The organism is Prosthecobacter debontii (assembly GCF_900167535.1).
In the GTDB taxonomy this organism is placed as follows: Bacteria; Verrucomicrobiota; Verrucomicrobiia; order Verrucomicrobiales; family Verrucomicrobiaceae; genus Prosthecobacter; species Prosthecobacter debontii.
Genome location: NZ_FUYE01000002.1, coordinates 415,181 through 433,832, shown reverse-complemented (window position 1 = coordinate 433,832; position 18,652 = coordinate 415,181). Strand labels below are relative to the sequence as shown.

The 18,652-nt window shown below is 54.9% G+C and carries 18 protein-coding genes and 1 tRNA gene; 5 read left to right on the top strand and 14 right to left on the bottom strand.

Translation table 11 applies throughout. The features are described from left to right. Positions 1 to 5: 5 nt before the first annotated feature. From B5D61_RS04195 to B5D61_RS04155, 9 genes are all read right to left on the bottom strand, one after another. Positions 6 to 842, bottom strand: coding sequence for a patatin-like phospholipase family protein (locus B5D61_RS04195; RefSeq protein WP_078812041.1), 837 nt, complete (start codon positions 840 to 842; stop codon positions 6 to 8). Further along, the gene (locus tag B5D61_RS04190) at positions 839 to 1,843 is read right to left on the bottom strand and encodes a lysylphosphatidylglycerol synthase transmembrane domain-containing protein (protein WP_078812040.1); all 1,005 of its coding nucleotides are present in this window, start codon (positions 1,841 to 1,843) and stop codon (positions 839 to 841) included. The genes B5D61_RS04195 and B5D61_RS04190 overlap by 4 nt, the downstream gene beginning before the upstream one ends. Before the next feature lie 14 nt (positions 1,844 to 1,857). Further along, positions 1,858 to 2,112, bottom strand: coding sequence for a phosphopantetheine-binding protein (locus tag B5D61_RS04185; RefSeq protein ID WP_078812039.1), 255 nt, complete (start codon positions 2,110 to 2,112; stop codon positions 1,858 to 1,860). Positions 2,113 to 2,142: 30 nt separating this feature from the next. Continuing rightward, complete coding sequence (locus tag B5D61_RS04180; RefSeq protein WP_078812038.1) at positions 2,143 to 2,880, bottom strand: SDR family oxidoreductase; 738 nt, start codon at positions 2,878 to 2,880, stop codon at positions 2,143 to 2,145. A gap of 79 nt (positions 2,881 to 2,959) precedes the next feature. Next, on the bottom strand, positions 2,960 to 4,324 hold the full coding sequence (tig, locus tag B5D61_RS04175; protein ID WP_078812037.1) for a trigger factor: 1,365 nt from the start codon (positions 4,322 to 4,324) through the stop codon (positions 2,960 to 2,962). Positions 4,325 to 4,464: 140 nt separating this feature from the next. Next, on the bottom strand, positions 4,465 to 6,435 hold the full coding sequence (locus B5D61_RS04170; protein WP_078812036.1) for an exo-alpha-sialidase: 1,971 nt from the start codon (positions 6,433 to 6,435) through the stop codon (positions 4,465 to 4,467). 90 nt (positions 6,436 to 6,525) lie between these two features. Further along, a complete protein-coding gene (cls, locus tag B5D61_RS04165; RefSeq protein WP_078812035.1) occupies positions 6,526 to 8,004 on the bottom strand; it encodes a cardiolipin synthase in 1,479 nt (492 codons plus the stop codon). A gap of 74 nt (positions 8,005 to 8,078) precedes the next feature. Then, positions 8,079 to 8,972, bottom strand: a complete 894-nt coding sequence (locus B5D61_RS26100; protein WP_078812034.1) for a prepilin-type N-terminal cleavage/methylation domain-containing protein — start codon at positions 8,970 to 8,972, stop codon at positions 8,079 to 8,081. A 138-nt stretch (positions 8,973 to 9,110) separates the two neighbouring features. Beyond that, on the bottom strand, positions 9,111 to 10,067 hold the full coding sequence (locus tag B5D61_RS04155) for an NYN domain-containing protein (RefSeq protein WP_078812033.1): 957 nt from the start codon (positions 10,065 to 10,067) through the stop codon (positions 9,111 to 9,113). A gap of 115 nt (positions 10,068 to 10,182) precedes the next feature. Here B5D61_RS04155 and hisC point away from each other — a divergent pair, with 115 nt between their 5' ends. From hisC to B5D61_RS04135, 4 genes are all read left to right on the top strand, one after another. Further along, a complete protein-coding gene (hisC, locus tag B5D61_RS04150; RefSeq protein WP_078812032.1) occupies positions 10,183 to 11,277 on the top strand; it encodes a histidinol-phosphate transaminase in 1,095 nt (364 codons plus the stop codon). A 177-nt stretch (positions 11,278 to 11,454) separates the two neighbouring features. Further along, the gene (locus B5D61_RS04145; protein WP_078812031.1) at positions 11,455 to 12,831 is read left to right on the top strand and encodes an MFS transporter; all 1,377 of its coding nucleotides are present in this window, start codon (positions 11,455 to 11,457) and stop codon (positions 12,829 to 12,831) included. A 97-nt stretch (positions 12,832 to 12,928) separates the two neighbouring features. Further along, positions 12,929 to 13,207, top strand: a complete 279-nt coding sequence (locus B5D61_RS04140; protein ID WP_078812030.1) for a hypothetical protein — start codon at positions 12,929 to 12,931, stop codon at positions 13,205 to 13,207. 462 nt (positions 13,208 to 13,669) lie between these two features. Then, positions 13,670 to 14,569 carry a PEP-CTERM sorting domain-containing protein gene (locus B5D61_RS04135; protein WP_176159212.1) on the top strand — a complete coding sequence of 300 codons (900 nt, stop codon included), beginning with the start codon at positions 13,670 to 13,672 and terminating at the stop codon, positions 14,567 to 14,569. 162 nt (positions 14,570 to 14,731) lie between these two features. On the opposite strand, the gene B5D61_RS04130 is transcribed toward B5D61_RS04135, so the two are convergent. Both B5D61_RS04130 and B5D61_RS04125 read right to left on the bottom strand, forming a co-directional pair. After that, positions 14,732 to 14,816: transfer RNA gene (locus tag B5D61_RS04130), tRNA-Leu, on the bottom strand. A gap of 16 nt (positions 14,817 to 14,832) precedes the next feature. Further along, positions 14,833 to 15,798: a CPBP family glutamic-type intramembrane protease gene (locus B5D61_RS04125; RefSeq protein ID WP_078812028.1), complete on the bottom strand. Its 966-nt coding sequence runs from the start codon at positions 15,796 to 15,798 to the stop codon at positions 14,833 to 14,835. A 33-nt stretch (positions 15,799 to 15,831) separates the two neighbouring features. Between B5D61_RS04125 and B5D61_RS04120 the strand changes: the two genes are divergently transcribed. Continuing rightward, on the top strand, positions 15,832 to 16,128 hold the full coding sequence (locus B5D61_RS04120) for a hypothetical protein (protein ID WP_078812027.1): 297 nt from the start codon (positions 15,832 to 15,834) through the stop codon (positions 16,126 to 16,128). A 21-nt stretch (positions 16,129 to 16,149) separates the two neighbouring features. On the opposite strand, the gene B5D61_RS04115 is transcribed toward B5D61_RS04120, so the two are convergent. From B5D61_RS04115 to B5D61_RS04105, 3 genes are all read right to left on the bottom strand, one after another. Then, complete coding sequence (locus B5D61_RS04115; RefSeq protein WP_078812026.1) at positions 16,150 to 16,875, bottom strand: hypothetical protein; 726 nt, start codon at positions 16,873 to 16,875, stop codon at positions 16,150 to 16,152. Between the two features lie 20 nt (positions 16,876 to 16,895). Then, positions 16,896 to 17,414, bottom strand: a complete 519-nt coding sequence (locus B5D61_RS04110; RefSeq protein ID WP_078812025.1) for a dihydrofolate reductase — start codon at positions 17,412 to 17,414, stop codon at positions 16,896 to 16,898. Positions 17,415 to 17,486: 72 nt separating this feature from the next. Then, positions 17,487 to 18,470 (bottom strand): MBL fold metallo-hydrolase, encoded by a 984-nt coding sequence (locus B5D61_RS04105; protein ID WP_078812024.1) that lies wholly within the window; start codon positions 18,468 to 18,470, stop codon positions 17,487 to 17,489. Positions 18,471 to 18,652: the final 182 nt, after the last annotated feature.

The following is an 18,652-nucleotide window of genomic DNA, read 5'->3' as shown; positions in this document are numbered from 1 at the left end:
GAGGGTCAGATCAAGTCACGCAACTGGGTATCAAAGAGCTGTTGGGCCTGGGCCTCTCCTGCCGCAAAGTAAGAGGGCATCTCACGCCCAGAAAAGGTGCTGGGCCGGTTGTGCACGGTGGTCAGGACAATCGTCTTTTTGCCATGCATGGCGGCCAGTTTCACACGGTAGTCATGAAGCTGCTCGCTGGCGCATTGATGGGCCTTGGAGGCGAGGTGGAGAAAATTGAAGGGGAAAAGTTTGGGAGCGGGAGCTTCGTGATGAGTCACCCGATGCATGATGATGAGATCAATGTCGTCTTCCTCAAGCCAGGGGTCGATCGGGGCCTCATGGGCGACTCCTCCATCGAAACAGTGCATATTCTCATGGAAACGCGGCGCGAAGATGGTGGGGATACAGCAACTGGCGATCATGATCTGAGCCAGAGGACCTTGCGTAATGAAATGCGTTTTGGACGTTTCGAGATCGGAAACGGCGGCCATATAACGGGGCTGTTTCAGATCCTGGATTTGGATATTCCCTAAAACTCGAGTGAGGTAAGCGACTGCGCCATCGGTATTGAACGCTCCCACCGCGCGGTTGCTGAAACTGTTCACGATATAGTGGGTGAACCACGGGGTCCGACGCACGAAGGAGCGCCGAAAGGTGTGGGCGAGAACGGTTTGCCGAATCTGCTCAGGGCTGAGGCCTGCTGCATAGAGACCTGAAGCCACCGCTCCCGAAGAAGATCCTGCGACGGCCACAGGACGGACACCGAGTTCATGCAACCGCGTGATGAAGCCGGCGTGGGTGGCATAACCCAGGAAGGAGGAACCGAGAGAGATGGCGATGCGTGGTTTCAAGCCTCGGGGGGAGAGATGGGGTTCGTTGACTCAGCAGGTGCGGTGCCACGGATGAAAAGGAGACCTCCTAGAAGTCCCCAGATGACCGTCATCAGCCAACCTGCAAGCGAGGCTGAAACGGCCGTGGCCTCAGGAAGACCCGTCATGGCATGCACCAAGGTCTCAAAAGTCTTTTCCCGCACGCCGAGTCCAGAGACGGATAAGGGCAGACCTGCGGCAGTATCGACGATTGGCATGGCCGCCATCACCTCAAGGAGGGGGGCCTGACCACCGACCGCAAAAATGCCGCAGTAAAAAGAAAGGAACTGCGTGGCGAAAATGAAGACGGAGAGGACGACAGCGATGAGCGAGCAGCCCCAGGCGCGGCGGATGGCATCGCATGCCTGGGCGAAACTTTTCAAAGGAGGCCAACCAAGCATCCAAGGCCATTGGCGTTCTCCCCAGTTGTAAAGCCTCGGCGTGAAAGAGATCGCAGAGAGAAAAATGCCCACCATGGAGCCACCGACGAACCAACTGAATCCTTTCACGATAGCCCGGACTTCCGGGCCGTAACTGTCTAATTGGTTTCTGAAAGCGTAGCCGCAGCTCAGGAACAAAATCGCGAGGCCGAAAAGGCCCAGCATGTGATCCAACATGACGGAAACCATGATGGGCAGGCGGCGAGAACCGGGCCGCTTCATCAGAGCGAGCACTTTATAAGCGTCCCCACCCACGGCTCCCAAAGAAGTGATGTTGAAGAAGTTACTGATGACCGTGATGCGGAGTACTTCTCCCCCTGACACGGGATGTTCCTGGCCGATGAGCAGCACCTGCCAGCGGAGGGCATGAAACCAAGTGGATAACCCCACGAGAACCAGCCCTGCCAAAGTCCAACCCCAGTTGGTAATCATGGCCTGCAGGTGCGGTAGGATGGCCACCGTGAAGCGGTGCTCGCGGAAGATCATCCACAGCAGCACTGTGGTGATGGCGACTTTGACCAGGATAAACAGGGCCTTCTTCATGCGCCCGGAGTCAATCAGGCCAAGCCCGCTTCTTCAATAGCCTTGGCGATGCTGTCCACGCTGTGGAGAATCTCACGGGCCTTGGTTTGGTCGGTGATCTTGAGTTTGAAATGCTTTTCGATGGCCACTACGAGCTGGAGGGCATCCACGCTATCAAGCCCAATGCCATTGGGACCAAAGAGAGGGGCGTCATCAGCGATTTCATCCACACTGACTTCCAGCATAAGCTCGCTGGCCATGACTTCTTTGATGCGTTGGCGTAGGTTCATTCGTGAGAGAGCGGGGTAAGTAAGCAGGTTTTAGACAAGTGCGCCGTCAAGTTTTAGAGACGCGCCAGTCATATAGCTCGCCTCAGGGCTGGCAAGAAAGAAAACGACGGCAGCGATTTCCTCGGGCCGGGCAAAACGTCGCATCGGGGTCTCGCGTTTGACGGCCTTGATCTGTTCGTCACTCCATCCCGCAGGTAGGGCACCTTCAATGTGACCTGGGCAAATGGCGTTAACGGTGATGCCGAGGCGAGCACTTTCCTTCGCCAAGCTCTGCGTTAGGCCGAGCACGCCAGCTTTGGCAGCGGCGTAATTGGTTTGTCCCGCAGGGGAGTGCAGGGCGCTCAGGGAAGCGATATTGATGATCCGGCCCCAGCGCTGGCGCATCATGGGTTGGAGTGCCGCTTGGCACCCAAGGAAGACCGCGTTCAGGTTAGCATTCAGGACACCTGACCACTGCTCCTGAGTCATTGTCGCCAGGAGGGCATCATCATGATAACCGGCGTTATTGATCAGGACTGAGAGAGACCCCGCAGTGGATTCAATCTGAGAAAGAGCCTCTGCCCATGAGTCAGCAAGCGTGATTTCGAGCGGGCAGAGAAAGGCGCGACCAGGATAGGCGGCCGCCAGAGCCTCCGCCTTGTCCCGACGTTCCCTCACACCCAGAAAGACTTGGCAAGCAGGATCGCGATCCAGGAAATACTGGGCAGTGGCATTTCCGAGCACGCCATTGGCTCCAGTGATGAGGATGCGGCGGGGATCTGCGGGCATGGAAATCTGAGAGGGATGCGAAAACAGCGTCGGATGGCCGACGCTGTTTCGTCTTTGATCAAGGATTTGGCTGCATCAATTAAGCAGCAGCAGGGGCAGGGGAGTGCGTATCGCAGTGCTCAGGCTCTGGATCGGTTTCTTCCACCTGGGCGTTGTCCTTCAGGAATTGAAGGGCGCTTTCGAGAAGGAGATCGTCGCGCATGCGCTCGATCATGCCGTTCTTCTGGGCTTCGCTCATGAATTTCTTCACAGGCTTTTTCTGGCGGGCGGCCATGTTAGCCAAGGCGTAGGTCAGTTGTTCATCGCTGATGCTGAGGCCTTCTTTCTTCGCCACTTGCTCCAGGATGAAGCTGACTTTGACGCTCTGCTTGGCCTGATTGGTGGCATTGCTCAGGATTTCATCCTGCTGCTTCACCAACTCGTCTTGGGAGATGCCCTGCTGCATGGCGCGCATGGCGATGTCGTTCGTGCGGCGCTGAGCCTCGCGATTGACGATTTCCTGAGGAAGGTCGAACTCCACTTTCTCGAAGATGTGGGCGATGACTTGGTTGCTCTTGGCGCTTTCGCGAGCCTGTTCACGGCGGCGGCGGACGGCTTCTTTGACTTCTTCGCGCAATGTTTCTTCGGTCATGTCTCCACCACCGATTTTCTGGATGAAGTCCGCATCGAGTGCAGGCACGACCTTGTCTTTCACACCCTTGCAGGTCACGGCGAGTTCGAGGGTCTTACCGCGCAGAGCTTCGAACTGGAAGTCTTCTGGGAGAGCAATGGAAAGGGTGCGCTGCTCGTCTTTGGAAATGCCCACGAGGCCTGCATAGAAACCTGGGAGGAAGTCTTCCTCGGTGTCCAAGAGGAACCAGTTTTCTTCGATTTGCTTCAGGTGCTCAGGGGCTTCCGGCATGGCTTCGGCCAGAGGCTGACCTTCCAGAGTCGAGGTGAAACCCAGGACGACGGCGTCGCCATTGGCAGCAGGGCGCTCCACATCGGAGAAGGTGGCATAGCGCTCGCGCAGGTGGAGGATGTCGTGATCCACATCGGCATCAGACACTTCGATGCGTGGAAGCTTCACCGGGATGCCTTTGTAGTCAGGCAGCTCGAATTTCGGAGCCAAGCTCATTTCAGCGCTGAAGCTGAAGCTCTTGTCGGTGTCGTGATGGATTTTATCGGTCACGGACAGGATGTTCAGGACTTCCAGGCCCTCATTCTTGATGGCGGTGCGGAGACCGTCGTTGATGAGCTGCTTTTCAAGTTCGCTCTGGATGTCGTCGCCGAAGCGCTTGATGACCGCTGCGGCGGGGGCTTTGCCTGGACGGAAGCCTGGCAGGCGCACTTGGCTGGCGAAATAGGACGTGATGGCGGAGCGCTGTTTAGCGACTTCTTCGGCTGGCACGCGGATGTGCGCGACAGCGCGGCAGTTAGGCTGGTGTTCGACGTTGATGTTCATGGCTTGAAAGACGAGGCTCGAAAAGTCCTGTCCGACATGGCGGCTGGCAAAGCGCCCAGGCCGGAGGGGCGCGAAGGCTAGAGCAAGTTGGTCGTTTTGACAACCCTGGAACGAATGTTGTTAGAATCCGCCCGCCCCGGCTAGTCCCCCAGCCCGTGTTTCACGATGAAATTCAGCATCTTTTCAGACTCGAAAAAGCCAGGATCGAACTCGTGACCCTTGCCGGGAACAATGACCAATTCCATCGCTCCACCGAGAGCTTTGTATTTTTCAGCTAAGGCTGCGCTATTGGCTTCAATGGGCACCACCTTGTCCGCATCCCCATGGATGTGTAGAATGGGGATGTGAGCCGCGGCGATGGGGGCCAGTCTTTCGATGGGGGTATGCTGGGAAATTTGCGCGTTCAGTTGTTCCTGTGTGAGGCCATAAGATGGAGCTGCGCGCTCTAGGCCGGGATAGCTGCGGATGTCACAGACGGTGTAGATCCCGGCAATGCAATTGACCCACTCGGGATGATCGGCGGCCAGATTGTAGTGATTCAGCCCGCCGCGACTCTGTGCGATAAGGCCCACTTGAGGTGCGAGTTTGTATTTTTCGCGTAAATGATGGTAAAAGGTGGCGAATTGCTCCCGGCTCTTGGGATTGGCGAAAGTTTCCCCCACATAGATGCCGTCGACGTAAAAACCACGTTCAAGCAGCCGAGAGATCAGCCATGCATTGCTTGCGCTGGGATTATTACCAATGGTGGGGGCATACCAGACCCACGGGCGGGCCCCATTGGGTGCCGGTTGAGTCGGATGCAAGACGAATGCCTCGACTCCAGCCACCTCAAAGTCATCCCGCTGAGTCCCAAAACTCATCTTGCCGTCCAAGGGACCTTTCAGGGAGTCTTTACCGTTGCTGAGCCACTCCAAATTGAATCGGGCGACGGTTAGATGCGTGTAATTTGTCGATTTTTTCACGGCCAGACCGCTATCATCACCGCGCTCGTAAAGACAGAGCGCGTCACCATTCGGGAGGACGGCTAAATCGCTGTAACCGCCGTAACCCGCTTCCAAAGTCTTGTTAAACTTCCAGGTTTTGCCTTCATCGAAGCTGAGTTTGACGGAGAGATTGCACCGGTCACGGGATTTCCCTTCTTGGGCTTTGCCATCAAGGCGTTCCAGGTTGTGCGGGTTGGCAAAGAGGATGCGGTTTTTATCGGCGGCGGGCCGCATGGAATAACGAACAATGCTTCCCATGCAGATGGGCTCCAGCAGGCCTTGGTCAAAGCGCGGTTTAGCCCAGGTTTGACCGCCGTCACGACTTAGATTGATCAGCCTGCGATGTGTTTTGGACTCGGTGCGCGTATTGATCATGACGGTGCCAACCAGCGTCTCCAAAATGCAGGTTTCATTTGGATAGACCCACTCAGGCGTATCTGGAATGGCAATGTCACCGCGCTGCCAAGTCAAGCCATGGTCATCACTGAAGATGGTGGAAGTCACAGAGGGGCGGTGGGCGTGCCCTCCGGTGCCGAGAGACATCCAGATAGGCACAATCAGCCGCCCTGTGCGGAGCTGAATGCCGTGAGCTGGACCTGTGGCGATGACCTTCCAGTCGTATTCGGGACGAAATTTTTCAAAGGTAGCGGTGATATCCACCGGCTGCGTCCAAGTCACTCCGTCATCATCGCTGCGAATGTAATAGCAGTGATTGTATTCCAGGCAGTAAAGCATGTGAACGGAGCCGTTGCGATCCGCGAATGCGACGGGGTTGTTCACGGTGTTATCGCCTGGTTTGTCGAGATTTTGGGCCGCTGCGACCGGATTCACCGGGAGATCTCCCTCCATATGAACGACAGTTTGCCGTGGAAGCCAGGTTTGAGCTCCGTCGGTGCTGCGCCGCATCACAATGTCAATGGGTCCCCAGTCTCCCTTATCGTTTTTTCGCGCTTCACAGTAGGCCAATACCGTGCCCCTCTTGGTCACGATGATGCCCGGGATGCGATAGAGCGCATAACCATCCTTTCTGGCCTCAAACAAATCCGTTTTGACCAAGACGGGTTCAACGCTAAAGAGAGAGGTGCAAGCCAGAGCAAGGACCGCGAGCAGGGGTAAACGTCTTTTCATGGTTGGCAGGTATCATCCGTGAACGGTAGGGCTCTCGACCTCATAGCTGGTCATCGATTCTCACCAGGGGATCATCGCTCGATGAGTCTGTTAGAGCACTGGAATAAAAAGTCGTGCCAGTCCATTCCTCAGGCGAATGCTCGTGGAAGTGTCTTTTAAAGCATCCAATGTGATTTCCTGGCTGGCTTGCTTCTTAGCCTCAAAGATGCTGGCCAGCTGAGCATTCAGAGTGTGGCAGCGGCAAGCGAGATTGAATTCAAAATTCAGCCGAAGGCTGCGTGGATCCCAATTGGTCGAGCCGATGCAGCTCCAGGTTCCATCGATCAGCAGCATTTTGGAATGATCGAATGGCCCCGGGGATTCATAAATGTGGCAACCTGCTTCTAAAAGCTCGGCATAAAGGGTGCGCGCTGCCCAAGAGACGACGGGGATGTTGTTTTTGGCTGGCGTCACGATGGTGACCTTGACTCCTCGAGTCGCGCAGAGTTTTAAAGCAGCCATGAGAATGACCGTCGGGAGGAAATAAGGTGTCATCACGCAGACGCGGTCTGTCGCCGCGCTCAAGGCTGCAAATAGAGCCACAGGCATGACTTCGAGGTCTTCATCAGGTCCATCCACGATCCCCAATACATGGGTTTTACCCGCAGGCTCGATAGGGGGGAACCAAGCAGGTCCTTCCAAAATTTCTCCGGCACAGAACTGCCAGTCCTCAGCAAAGACCCCCTGCATTTGGGCGACGACGGGCCCGATAATTTTGAAATGCAAGTCTTGCACGGGATGGGCAGGATTCCTTGCTAGCATGTTGCCCTCTCGAATGTTCATGCCTCCGGTGAAACCGATGAAACCATCCACAACGAGGATTTTTTTGTGATTCCGCAGGTTCATGGTCAGTAACCGTAAGACAAAGCGGTTGGGCATGAACCGCCGGACCAGGACACCCCGTTTGCGCAGGACTCGGGTGATTGGAGGCCAGGAATAGCGGGTACCTGCGTCATCCACCATTACCCTCACCTCCACGCCTCGTTGATGAGCCTCGGTGAGTGCTTCAACGAACTGCGCGCCAATGTGGGTTGCCTCAAAGATGTAGCTGGAAAGTGCGATGCTGGTTTGTGCCTGGCGAATCGCTTCCAGCATGGCGGGCATGGCTTCATCGCCGTTGACGAGAGGAGTGACGTCGTTGCTCTCACTGAAATGAAAGCGAGAAATGCGATCCAGGGTGATCGCCAGTAATCCATCTCTTTCGAGCTGAAGGGGGTCCGTATCGGCAAAGGAGGGAAAGTCAGGCAGGGGCTCGTGGTAGGCTGGCCCAATATTGCCACGGTATTGCTGCCCACGGCGGCGCACGAAATTAATGCCGAGCAAGCCGTAAAGGCAGGCACCGATGAGAGGGGAAAAGACGATGAGTGCGAACCAGAAGCCTGCAGACCGGTGATCCCGATGATGAATCAGGAGATGCAGCAATGCGGTGATGCTGACTGTCAGCGTTAGGATGGCCAGAGAAATCGTTCCCCAATGCCACTCAAGGATCACAGATGCGTGCATGGCATTCACCATAGAGTGGGTTTCCATAGATGTGCAGCAACAAAAACGCCGCTCGGATTCCTCCGGGCGGCGCTTGATGAGTCAGTTACTCGGCAACTAGATTACTGCTGAGGAGCACCTGGCAGGGCGGGCAGAGCGCCCCCCGGGGCGGCAGGTGGAGCGCCAGGCATGGCTGGCAGACCACCCGTAGGCGCAGCACCCGGAAGGGCTGGAAGACCACCGCCGGCAGGAGCGCCGTAGCCAGGGGCCTGTGGATAACCACCAGGGGCAGCACCCGGAATCTCACTGTAGCTTCCGGTGCCAGCCTGAACGATGTTCAGGATCTGCTGAGGCTGGTTAGGGCTGGCCATGGTGAACATGTCCATACCGCTACCAAGCAGACGAGGCCCGACCGAAGCACCCTGTTGAGACATCAGTTTGACGGTTTCCACACTGGCGTCGTTTTTGCCAATGATGATCGTTCCGCCTGGCCATGCTCGGCCAGCGACAGGTTTACCTGCGGCATCGCAGTTCCACTGAGGAGGCCAGCCTGCGGCGGCTGGGTTTTCGAACACGATGGGCATGATGCTGGAGGTCGTGTTGGATTGACCCTGGGTCATGGCCCAATGGTTTTCACCCGCGATCAGAGCCTGATCGAAGGTTGGGGCAATGCCGATGTTTTTGTCCGGCATGAAACGGCTGCCTGGGCAACCGAAGATGGTTTCATCCTGCACGAGACCTTCCTGAACCAGCGCGCGGAAAGCGTCGTTGGAGGTCAGTGGCACGCTGCCTGTCACGGGGTTGGTGACAGAATCAGGATACAGGCCATTGTTATCGGCGGCGTAGGTGAGCAACAAGCCGATGATTTGGCGGCAGTTGCTGGAACCTTTCATCTGGTTGGCTTTGACCGTGATCAGGTTGTAAGTAGGGACCGCCAAGCTCGCGATAATCGCGATAATGGTGATCACCACCAGGAGTTCAATGAGGGTGAACCCTCGTTGGAGTGCTCTTTTCATGGTTATGAGTGCGTTTGTGGTTTGGTTATGATGTATGATGCTGACAGGTCGATTAACCTGCCAGCATAGCGATTAGACAGATTTGCCGCCGGAAAGGCGAGAAAATTTTTCGGCGGCCTCGTGAACCCGAGGCTGGGCTCACTCTTCGGCGAGGGCTTCTGTCTCGGCTGCCTCAATCACAGCTCCGGGGCGGACGCGGTAGCCACCCGAGCGATCATCATAAACCAAGTCCAGCAAGCCGCGTTTTCCGGCTGCTTCCAAGAGCGCATTGAAGGAGCGAAAACCGTGAAAACGTTCGCTGAACTGGGGCACACGACGTTTCAGGGTTTCCTTCACTTTCCAGCCCCATACGCCTTGGTCGCCGCCTTGTTCCCCGATCAGATCGTCCACCGTGGCCATCAGCATTTCGATGGCTTTTTCGGGGTCTCCTGCCGTTTTATTTTCTGAAGGAGAGGAGGCGACCGGAGTGGGCTTAGATTCAATGGGCTCCTCGGCTGGAGAGGCGGTTTTGGTGGCGGCGCGCCCGTTGTTCCGAGGTTCCGGTTTGGGGGTATCTTTCTTGGTTTCGCTGGAGGGCGCTGGATTCTTCGGCAGGCGTGTATTGCGGCGCTTTTGTTGCTCCCGCACCAGATCATCGTAAAAGATGAACTCGTCACAATTGCCGATGAATAGGTCGCTGGTGGAGTTTTTGACACCGACCCCGATCACGGTTTTGTTGTTTTCCCGTAGTTTACTGACCAGGGGCGAGAAATCCGAGTCGCCACTGACCACGACGAAGGTGTCCACGTGGGCTTTGGTGTAGCAGAGATCCAGAGCATCCACCACCATGCGGATATCCGCGCTGTTTTTGCCCGACATACGCAGATGAGGGATCTCGATCAGCTCGAAGGCGGCTTCGTGCATGGCCTTCTTAAATTCGCGATACCGCTCCCAGTCGCAGTAGGCTTTTTTGACCACGATGCTGCCTTTGACCAAGAGGCGTTCGAGCACCTTATTCATGTCAAACTTGTCATACTTGGCCTCCCGAACGCCGATGGCCAAGTTCTCGAAGTCACAAAAAACGGCCATGGTGTGGGTGCGGTCAGGATTGCGCATGCCCAAGCCTCAAGGAGCCAGGGTGAAACGTCAAGCTGCGTCGTGGCGAGTGGAGACTTGCCAGCGGTGGCTTTCCAGACGAAAGGATTTTCTCCCCTTTTCCGACCGCACAGCCATGTCCATCTGGAATTACGCCAATCCACAGCTTAAAGACCTCGTCGCCTATGAACCAGGAAAGCCCATCGAGGATGTGGCCCGGGAGTTAGGATTGAAGCCGGAAGAAATCATCAAGATGGCTTCCAACGAAAATCCGCTAGGTCCCTCGCCCAAGGCGATTGCTGCCATGGAGGCTGCGGTGAAGGAGGTGAATATCTATCCCGACGGTGCTTCCTATCGTCTTCGGCAGGCTTTGGCCGAGAAATTTGGCCTGGAGATGAGCAACATCATCATCGGGTGTGGCAGCAATGAGATCATCGAGTTCATCGGCCATGCTTTCCTCCAGCCCGGGGACAACATCATCACCGCGAAGCATGCTTTCTTGGTGTACAAGCTCATGGCCAAGGTTTTCGGAGCCGAGACCATCGAAGTGGATGATCCTGGGTACGTTCACGATCTGGACGCCATGGCTGCGGCGGTGACGCCTCGCACAAAAGAAATTTTCATCGCCAACCCCAACAACCCGACCGGCACCTTGGTTTCACAAGAAGCCATTGATCGCTTCATGGATAAGGTTCCTGCGCATGTCACGGTGGTGTTTGACGAGGCGTATTATGAGTTCCTCGACAATCCCCCAAACACGCTTAAATACGTGCGCGAAGGGCGTAATGTAGTGGTTCTCCGCACCTTCTCTAAGATCCAAGGGCTGGCCGGAGTGCGAGTTGGTTACGGCATTGGTAACAAGGAGCTGATCGATGTGCTTCAACGCACACGCCAGCCTTTCAACATCAACGCCATCGCTCAGGCGGGTGCTCTGGCGGGCTTGCTGGACCAAGACCACCAAGACAAAACGAAGGCGATCACCGATGAGGGCCGGGCCTATCTCCAGGCTCAATTCGCGGCGATGGGCTTGGATTTTATCCCGAGCTACGCCAACTTTGTTTTGGTCAAGGTGGGGGACGGTAATGCCGTCTTCAAAGCCATGATGGAGCGTGGAATCATTCTGCGAGCCATGGCTGCCTACAAGCTTCCTGAGTGGGTGCGCATTTCCATTGGTACGATGCCCCAGAATGAGAAGTGCATCGCTGAATTGAAAAAGGTGTTGGGCAAATAAGAGCTGGGTATTTGGCTAAGTCCCTTCTGCATTTCCCGCCTCTGACGGTTTTTCGTTCGAGGCGGGTTTTTTTCGGTCAGGGATCATCCGCAGACCAAAGTCGGGGTTCATCAGGATGCACATGCAAAGAAAATTCCTGATTGCCACGCCCGTATGCGTGTTTCACCCTGCGCGCCCATGAGCCAATCTGCCCTCCCCCTTGACGACAACGCCCCGTGGTACAAACACCTGACCTCCTATCATTGGTTCGTCTTCATCGTTGCCTCGTTGGCATGGCTTTTTGACTGCCTTGATCAGCAGCTTTTCCTGCTGGCGCGTAACTCTGCCATGAAGGCACTGCTGCCTGAAGGATCGGATGCGATCAAATACGGTGGTTATGCGACTTCCATCTTTGTGGCAGGCTGGGCCACTGGGGGACTTATTTTCGGTTCTGTCGGTGATCGTATCGGCCGTGCCAAAACACTGACGCTGACGGTTCTAATTTACTCCGTATGCACCGGTTTGTCGGCGTTTTCGAAAGGATGGGTGGATTTTGCCACCTACCGCTTTATGACAGGTCTTGGCGTCGGCGGTGTTTTCGGCCTTGCGGTGGCATTGGTCGCGGACACCCTTCCTGACCGTTCTCGCACGGGGGCACTGGGGACTCTACAAGCACTCTCGGCTGTAGGTAATGTGACGGCTGGACTGGTGAGCATGTACATGGGCTCTCTTGAAAGCTCAAAAGCCATCGAGCCTGGAACAGCCTGGAAATACATGTTCCTGGTCGGTGCCCTGCCGGCCTTCCTTTGCGTCTTCATCCAAATCCGCCTCAAAGAACCTGAAAAATGGGTCAGGGCTCGCGAAGCGGGTAAGGCTGCTGGGGTGAAGTTTGGCTCTTACTCGGCTCTTCTGGGGGATGTCCGCTGGCGGAAGAATGCGCTGCTTGGGATGCTTTTGTGCGTCGCTGGTGTCATTGGTCTCTGGGGCATCGGATTCTTCAGCCCTGAATTGGTGGGAGATGTGATCCAGCGCTCTTTGGAAGCCAAAGGCGTGGCGGCGGATAAGATTGTTGGAGAAAAGACCTTCTGGATTGGGGTGAACTCGATCGTTCAGAATATTGGAGCTTTCTTTGGGATGCTGCTGTTCACTAAGTTTGCACAGAGTCTGGGCCGCAAAAAAGCCTTCGCTTGGGCTTATGTCGCTGCCTTGGTGTCCACGGTCGGCTATTTCCAGCTCTTCAACGGTCGTGGAGATATCTGGATGAGTGCAATCATGGGAGGCTGCCAGTTGGCTCTCTTTGCAGGTTTTGCCATCTATCTGCCTGAGCTTTTCCCGACGAGTCTGCGCAGCACGGGCACCAGCTTCTGTTACAATGTCGGACGTTTTGTGGCCGCAAGTGGCCCCTTCACATTGGGGAGCTTGCAGGCGGCATTGAAAGCAGGCGCTACCACACCTGAAGCCAAGTTGGAGGCTTTCCGCAATGCCTGCTCCTACATGAGCGTCATCTTCGTCATTGGCTTGATCGCCTTGATGTTCATGCCTGAGACAAAAGGGCGTCCGATGCCGGAAGATTGATCTTCACATTAAGTGCGTGTTTTTTAGAACCCAGACTTGCTTGCAGGTCTGGGTTCTTTGCATTTGCGGGGTGTCCGTTTCTTGGAATGCTGCCTGCATGACCCCTGCCGAACTCGCTGCCGCAAACGTCTTGCCCTCTGGCCTGAGCCCTGAGGCTGAAGCGCTATGGTATGCGAAGCACGATGGCTGGGAAGAAGCGCACAATATTGCGCAGGACATCCATACCCCCATGGGTTCGTGGATTCATGCCCTTCTGCATGTGATCGAGGGGGATCAATGGAATGCCGACTACTGGTTCAGCAGGGCTAAAAAGCCTTCCTGTGGTCCCAAGGAAATCGACAGCCTTTGGTCTGAGATCGCCCAAGCAGTGCTCTAACACCCCTGGACGGGTAGTTCACCATTCATAAGCAACTCAAGGTCTGATGTCACCTTAAACGGTGATGGGTGTCTTTGTTTTTCATAAGGAGTTTGAAGGGTCGCTTTTTAGACCATTGACGAGGAAAAATCATTTTTTCCATACGCCCTCAATTCAGGGCATTCATTAAAGGCAGCAATTTATGAGCCAAGATATATATATTATGTAATACAAAAAAATCTGATTAGATGGTGATTAAATAAGTCAAAATTTAAATATTTAAACAGAAGCTTTACGCGTGCAAATTGCAATTTATCACGCAATACGCGTGATAACAGAAATATAAATAGGAAGCTAATTTTACGTTTAAGATCAACGGTGAAATTGTTTCTGTTAAATACTTCTTAACAAATTAATTACAGATAAGTGTGTTATCTATTTATGGTCTAGGGGTATAGTTTTGTGGTGGTGATGACAGCCACTATGCAAAACCAAAGCTTCTCTATGAATGCGATCCATCCACCCACTCGAGCTGGCTTCCGATCCCGCCTCCTCAGCCTTGCGACACTCCTTGCTGTCAGCTCGGCTCCACTGCTTCAGGCCCAAAGCCTGATTTCATCGTCGGACTTTTTTAATCCGGACTTTACTGTCGCACCTGTGGGGGGGACCTCCAACGTGGTTGTTAATGTCACAGGGTCTTCTGCTTCGTCTTCACTTGGTGCTGGTGATGTGACATGGACTCACACCGCGACAGGTTTAGTTCAAACCCGCACTCTTGGTCTCGTTAATATTGAAGCCGCATCGTATGCATCAACAATTGGAGACTCCTTGGTTTTTGGTCGATCATTAGATGCCACTGTTCTCGGAACGGATCTGTTTGGAGTGATTCCAACCTTAACAAGCGACGTTGCGGGGGCTAGTGCTGCGGGGGCTTGGAGTTCGACCGCCACGGTATCGAATCTCAATTTAAGTCAGGGGGTACTGTACTCCGTGACCTTTGACGTCACTGTTGGCAGTGACGTCTTGAATCTAGGCCTATTCGAGACCGCCAATTTCACACTATTGAATGGTGGTACCCCGATTGAGAATGTGAATTCCGATCTCACATTAAATCTCTTGGGGCTGTTATCACTGGGAGGCTCCCCTGAACCTGTCGAGTTCCAGTTTTATGCACCCGCAGGTCTGGGAGATTTGGGTTTCCGGTTTGAAACTGAGACGGCGGCCAATGCCAGCCTCTTGGGAGGGCTTACCGATAGTGATCCGCAATTCATCATGGAAGTGTCCAATTTCTCCATCGCTCCCGTGCCAGAGCCGAGCAGCCTAATCTTGGCTACTCTCGGCGTGATCGCCATATTGCGTCGTCGTCGCCCCTGTGGTGTCTAACGGATTGTCGTCTTTAACCCTGCAACGCTTCCTCGGTCATTGCTATCCAGGAAGTGTTTTTGCCGGAACAGGGATCAAAGCCATTGGGAGATGCGGCATATCATGTAACATGAAACTGCGCCCTTCGCATCATCCTCCTCTCCTGCATTTAAGAGACAATCATGGTGCCGGAGACAGGACTCGAACCTGCACTAGTTTCCCAACCAGATCCTAAGTCTGGCGCGTCTACCAATTCCGCCACTCCGGCAAAGGAGAGAGGACTGCTATGTTCGGTCAGCGCCGGTCGGGTGCAAATGATTTGTGGGCAGGAGTTTCACCGCCAGCCAGCCCGTGATGAGTACCACGATGAGAGGCATGAGACCAATTTTCAGGTTGTTGCCAATCCAGGGCAGCCAGCCATCTCGGTAGCTCGTGAGAGCACTGAAATATTTCAGCCCAAAAATCCATCCTCCATGGAGACCGATTCCTGCCCATAAGGCACCGGTGTGAAGACGCACGGCAGCGAGCACCCAGCCGACGGCAAAGAGCGTGGCAAATTCTGCCAAAAGGAAATCCACGTCGCCGAAGCCTGCGGCAATTTGACGAAGAACGACAAATCCACTGGTCCAATCCACCTCAGCATCGGTGATCTGCCATCCTTCTGGGGGTTTGAGAAAATGCACCGTGGCAAACACGAACGTGCAAGCCGTCAACGCGCTGCGGCTAGACATGGTTCGTAGCAGCAGCCCGAGCAATAAGCCTCGAAAGAAAAACTCTTCGATGATGCCTGCTCCGAGTGCAGCGGTGATCGGTTCACTGAATTTCCACCATCCGGGACGGGGACGCAGCCCATAGGCCCCCATTTGGAGGAAGATGAAGCCGAGAACGAGGAGCAGCCCAGCAGCGAGAAGGAAACCGATCGTCCATTGTTTGAAGCCTACAGAGAGGGGCTTCCAGACGGGCAACAGGCTCCGATCTATTTTCACCCAACGTAGAAAGGGCCAGATGAAAACGATGGCGCACAGTAGAACCGCACGATTGAAGTAGCGCGTGAAGTGGGCGCGCTTGATTTCTGAAAGCAGCCAGGCACCAATCCCGCCGCTGCTATCCGCCAGCCAACCCCTGGTCCATTGCCCCAAATCAAAAAGGAGTGGTGCTAAGAGAGCCCCCCCCAGCATGACACTCGCGAGGTAAAGAACGAGTTTCGGCAGAGCAGAGGATGGGGGGCGCGATGCGGCAGCAGCTTGCATGGTGGCGATACTAGCGCATCCTGAGCGCTCTCAATGACCAAAAACCAAATCCATGAGTGGCATGAACGGCTGGAAGATGGGCGGAAACAATACATCCGCGCCTATTGGAACTCCCGTGAGTGGACTTTTCGCCTCGCTCACCCAGATCAGGAGGCGTGGGGGCCCTTGCCGTCTACCCCTGAGCTTTGGCTGAAGCTCCATGATGTTTTGTTCCGGAAATATCAGCGGAAAAAACTACCCCTGAAGCACGTGCTGAGTGTGGAAAAAGTGCTGGAAAAGCTCGGTATTCCCCTGCCGTCTCAGAGTGACAGTGCCGAAGATGAGGATTGAAAGGTTCTCGCCTTTCTTCGCTCAAGAGAGGCTTTTTTCAGTGGTGACTCCGCCGCCATGGGGAGCTCCGAAGCGAATGCCTACCTGGGCTCTTGGAAAAAAGAGTTGGTGAGCGGCGATCACATCCTTGCGACGGAGAATCATGGCCATGAGGGCCAGCGCTAAAGCTCCACACGCGAGGGCAACGCTATAAACTTGGCCGAGGCGGAAGTCCTGCCGATGGAGAAGGGTTGCTGATTGCTGCCGCTGCTTTTCCAGGAGGCGAAGATGTCTCAGCAGCGCCTTCATACTCGCGTTGAGCCGCGTATCCAAGGGACGGTCTTTTTGATTCATCAGCCGACTGATTTGCTGGAGGATCGTCACAATCTGCACGCTGGGATAGCGCTGCCAAAGGCCGGGTGAGAATGACAAGACATGGCTGTCGCTGGCGCGGTCGTAAGCTAAGAGGACTGAATCTCGGGAAGGGCTCCAGTTTTGACGCAACTCCTTCGCATAACGACGGATATCTTCCCCTGGAGGTAGGAAGGTGCTCGCCGAGAGCCAGATATCACAACCGACAGCCTGGCGTGCCGCAGAGATCTCTGAAATCAAAAGATGGCGTGCGCTTTCAGGCAGCGCTCGGGTATCATCACGAAGTCCCGTGCTAGGGGCAGCGGGGAAATTTTGTCCAAAACCTAACCCTACCCCAACCAGCCAAACGCTGAGAATGAGAGGAAGACAGGGCAGTTTCATGGCCAATCGAGGCATGAGGGCAAATTGGATATTCTTCAGGCAGCATCCCGATAGTGACGGACACGTTGGTAAGTCACAATGGCGAAACTGTAAGCGTGGAAGTCGTCCCGATCATGGGTTTCTCGAGAGACCGGTTCCCAGTCCTGTTGGCTAAAAGCAGGAAAGGCCACTCCGCCACCGAGGAGATGATCGACATGCGTAATGACCAATCGATCGGCGGCAGGCATGGCTGCTTGAAAGGCTCCCCCGCCTCCACACACCACGAGTTCACCCTGATGGGCCAGCGCGGTAAGTTGTAAAGCTTCTTCCACGGTCTGAATCTTCTCCCCGATGAATGGAAGAAATTTAGCGTTGTGACTGAGAATCAGGGGGTGATGGTCGGAGAACCAACCGAGCATTTCTTCATACGTGTTGCGGCCTAACAACAGCCACTTTCCATGGCAGTAAGCACGAAAGTGCTCCCGGTCTTTGGGTAAATCCCAAGGGACGCCCTTACCTGTGGAAATAAAGCCATCCGCCGAGATCGCGGCGATGAGCGTGAGGCAGGGCGTCATAGAGAGGAATCATGCATTAACTCACCATCGTCTTCAAGCCCCAGCCAAACAGGGAAAACGATCGCATCCGCACTAATAAAGTGAAGACTCTCCCTCATGGAGGATGCGGACACGATCTTCGATCTGACGCTCGATGACGGCGCGGGCTAATCGTTCGGCCGGCTCATGGATAGGCTCTCCTCCGAGTGGGAAGGTATCGTGATGCATCGGAATCATCTGCTGAGCACCGAGCATGGCAAAGGCATCCAGTGCTTCTTCAGGATTCATATGCACAGGACGGCCACTGGGGGCCAAATAAGCTCCGATGGGCATCAAAGCGAGGTCGATATCTGCCCGTCTACCGATCTCCTGAAAACCGTCAAACATGCTGCTGTCACCGCAATGAAAAACGCTCCGCTGGGATGAAGTGATCAAGAAGCCTCCGAATCCGCGGTGCGTGTCATGAATCATCCGTGCACCCCAATGTCGCGCGGGTGTCAGGGTGATCTCCAAGTCTCGAAAAGAAGTCTTTTGCCAAGTCTCCAATTCCACAATTTTTCCAAACCCCGCCTTTTTAACGATGTTCCCCACTCCCTTAGGAACCACAATCGTTTGACCGCGTGCGACTCGTCGCAGACTCGGCAGGTGAAGGTGGTCGTAGTGAGCGTGTGTCACCAAGACAAGATCGATGGGGGGTAAATCACTGGCCCAGACGCTGGGATGACGAAGCCTTTTGATAGGGCCATGCCAGAGAGCCCAGTTGGGGTCCACCAGGATATTGACACCGGAAAGCTGGACGTAAAACCCAGCATGGCCGAGCCAAGTCACTCCGATTTCCTCGGATTGCACCAGCGGCACCCCCTGCACCAAACGGCCAGGCTTCCGTGGAGAGAGCAGGGTAGGGAGTAAAATCTCACCCAAAAACTGGAGATTTCTTCTTCGCCAGCCTTCAGTGGGCAAAAGGCCAATCCGATTGGCATCACCCTCCTGGCTTTTCTTGGAAAAAGAGAAACGGCGTCTCCCTGAGTCTCCCAAAAGGGCAGGCCCACCGTGGTCCGGAGCAGGATCGTGAATCATGTAGAGACGTGGCTCGTTATGGAAAATTACGGGACTTTAACGGTTATGACAACCCTGAAGATCAAAGCGTTGGCTCTTCGTTGCGAAAGTTGCCTGCACGGTTGGTTTCCGTTCAGGGGAGCGAGAACTTCAAGGCCGCATCTTGCCATTGCGAGCGTAAGGCGCATCGTAAGAGGGTTGTC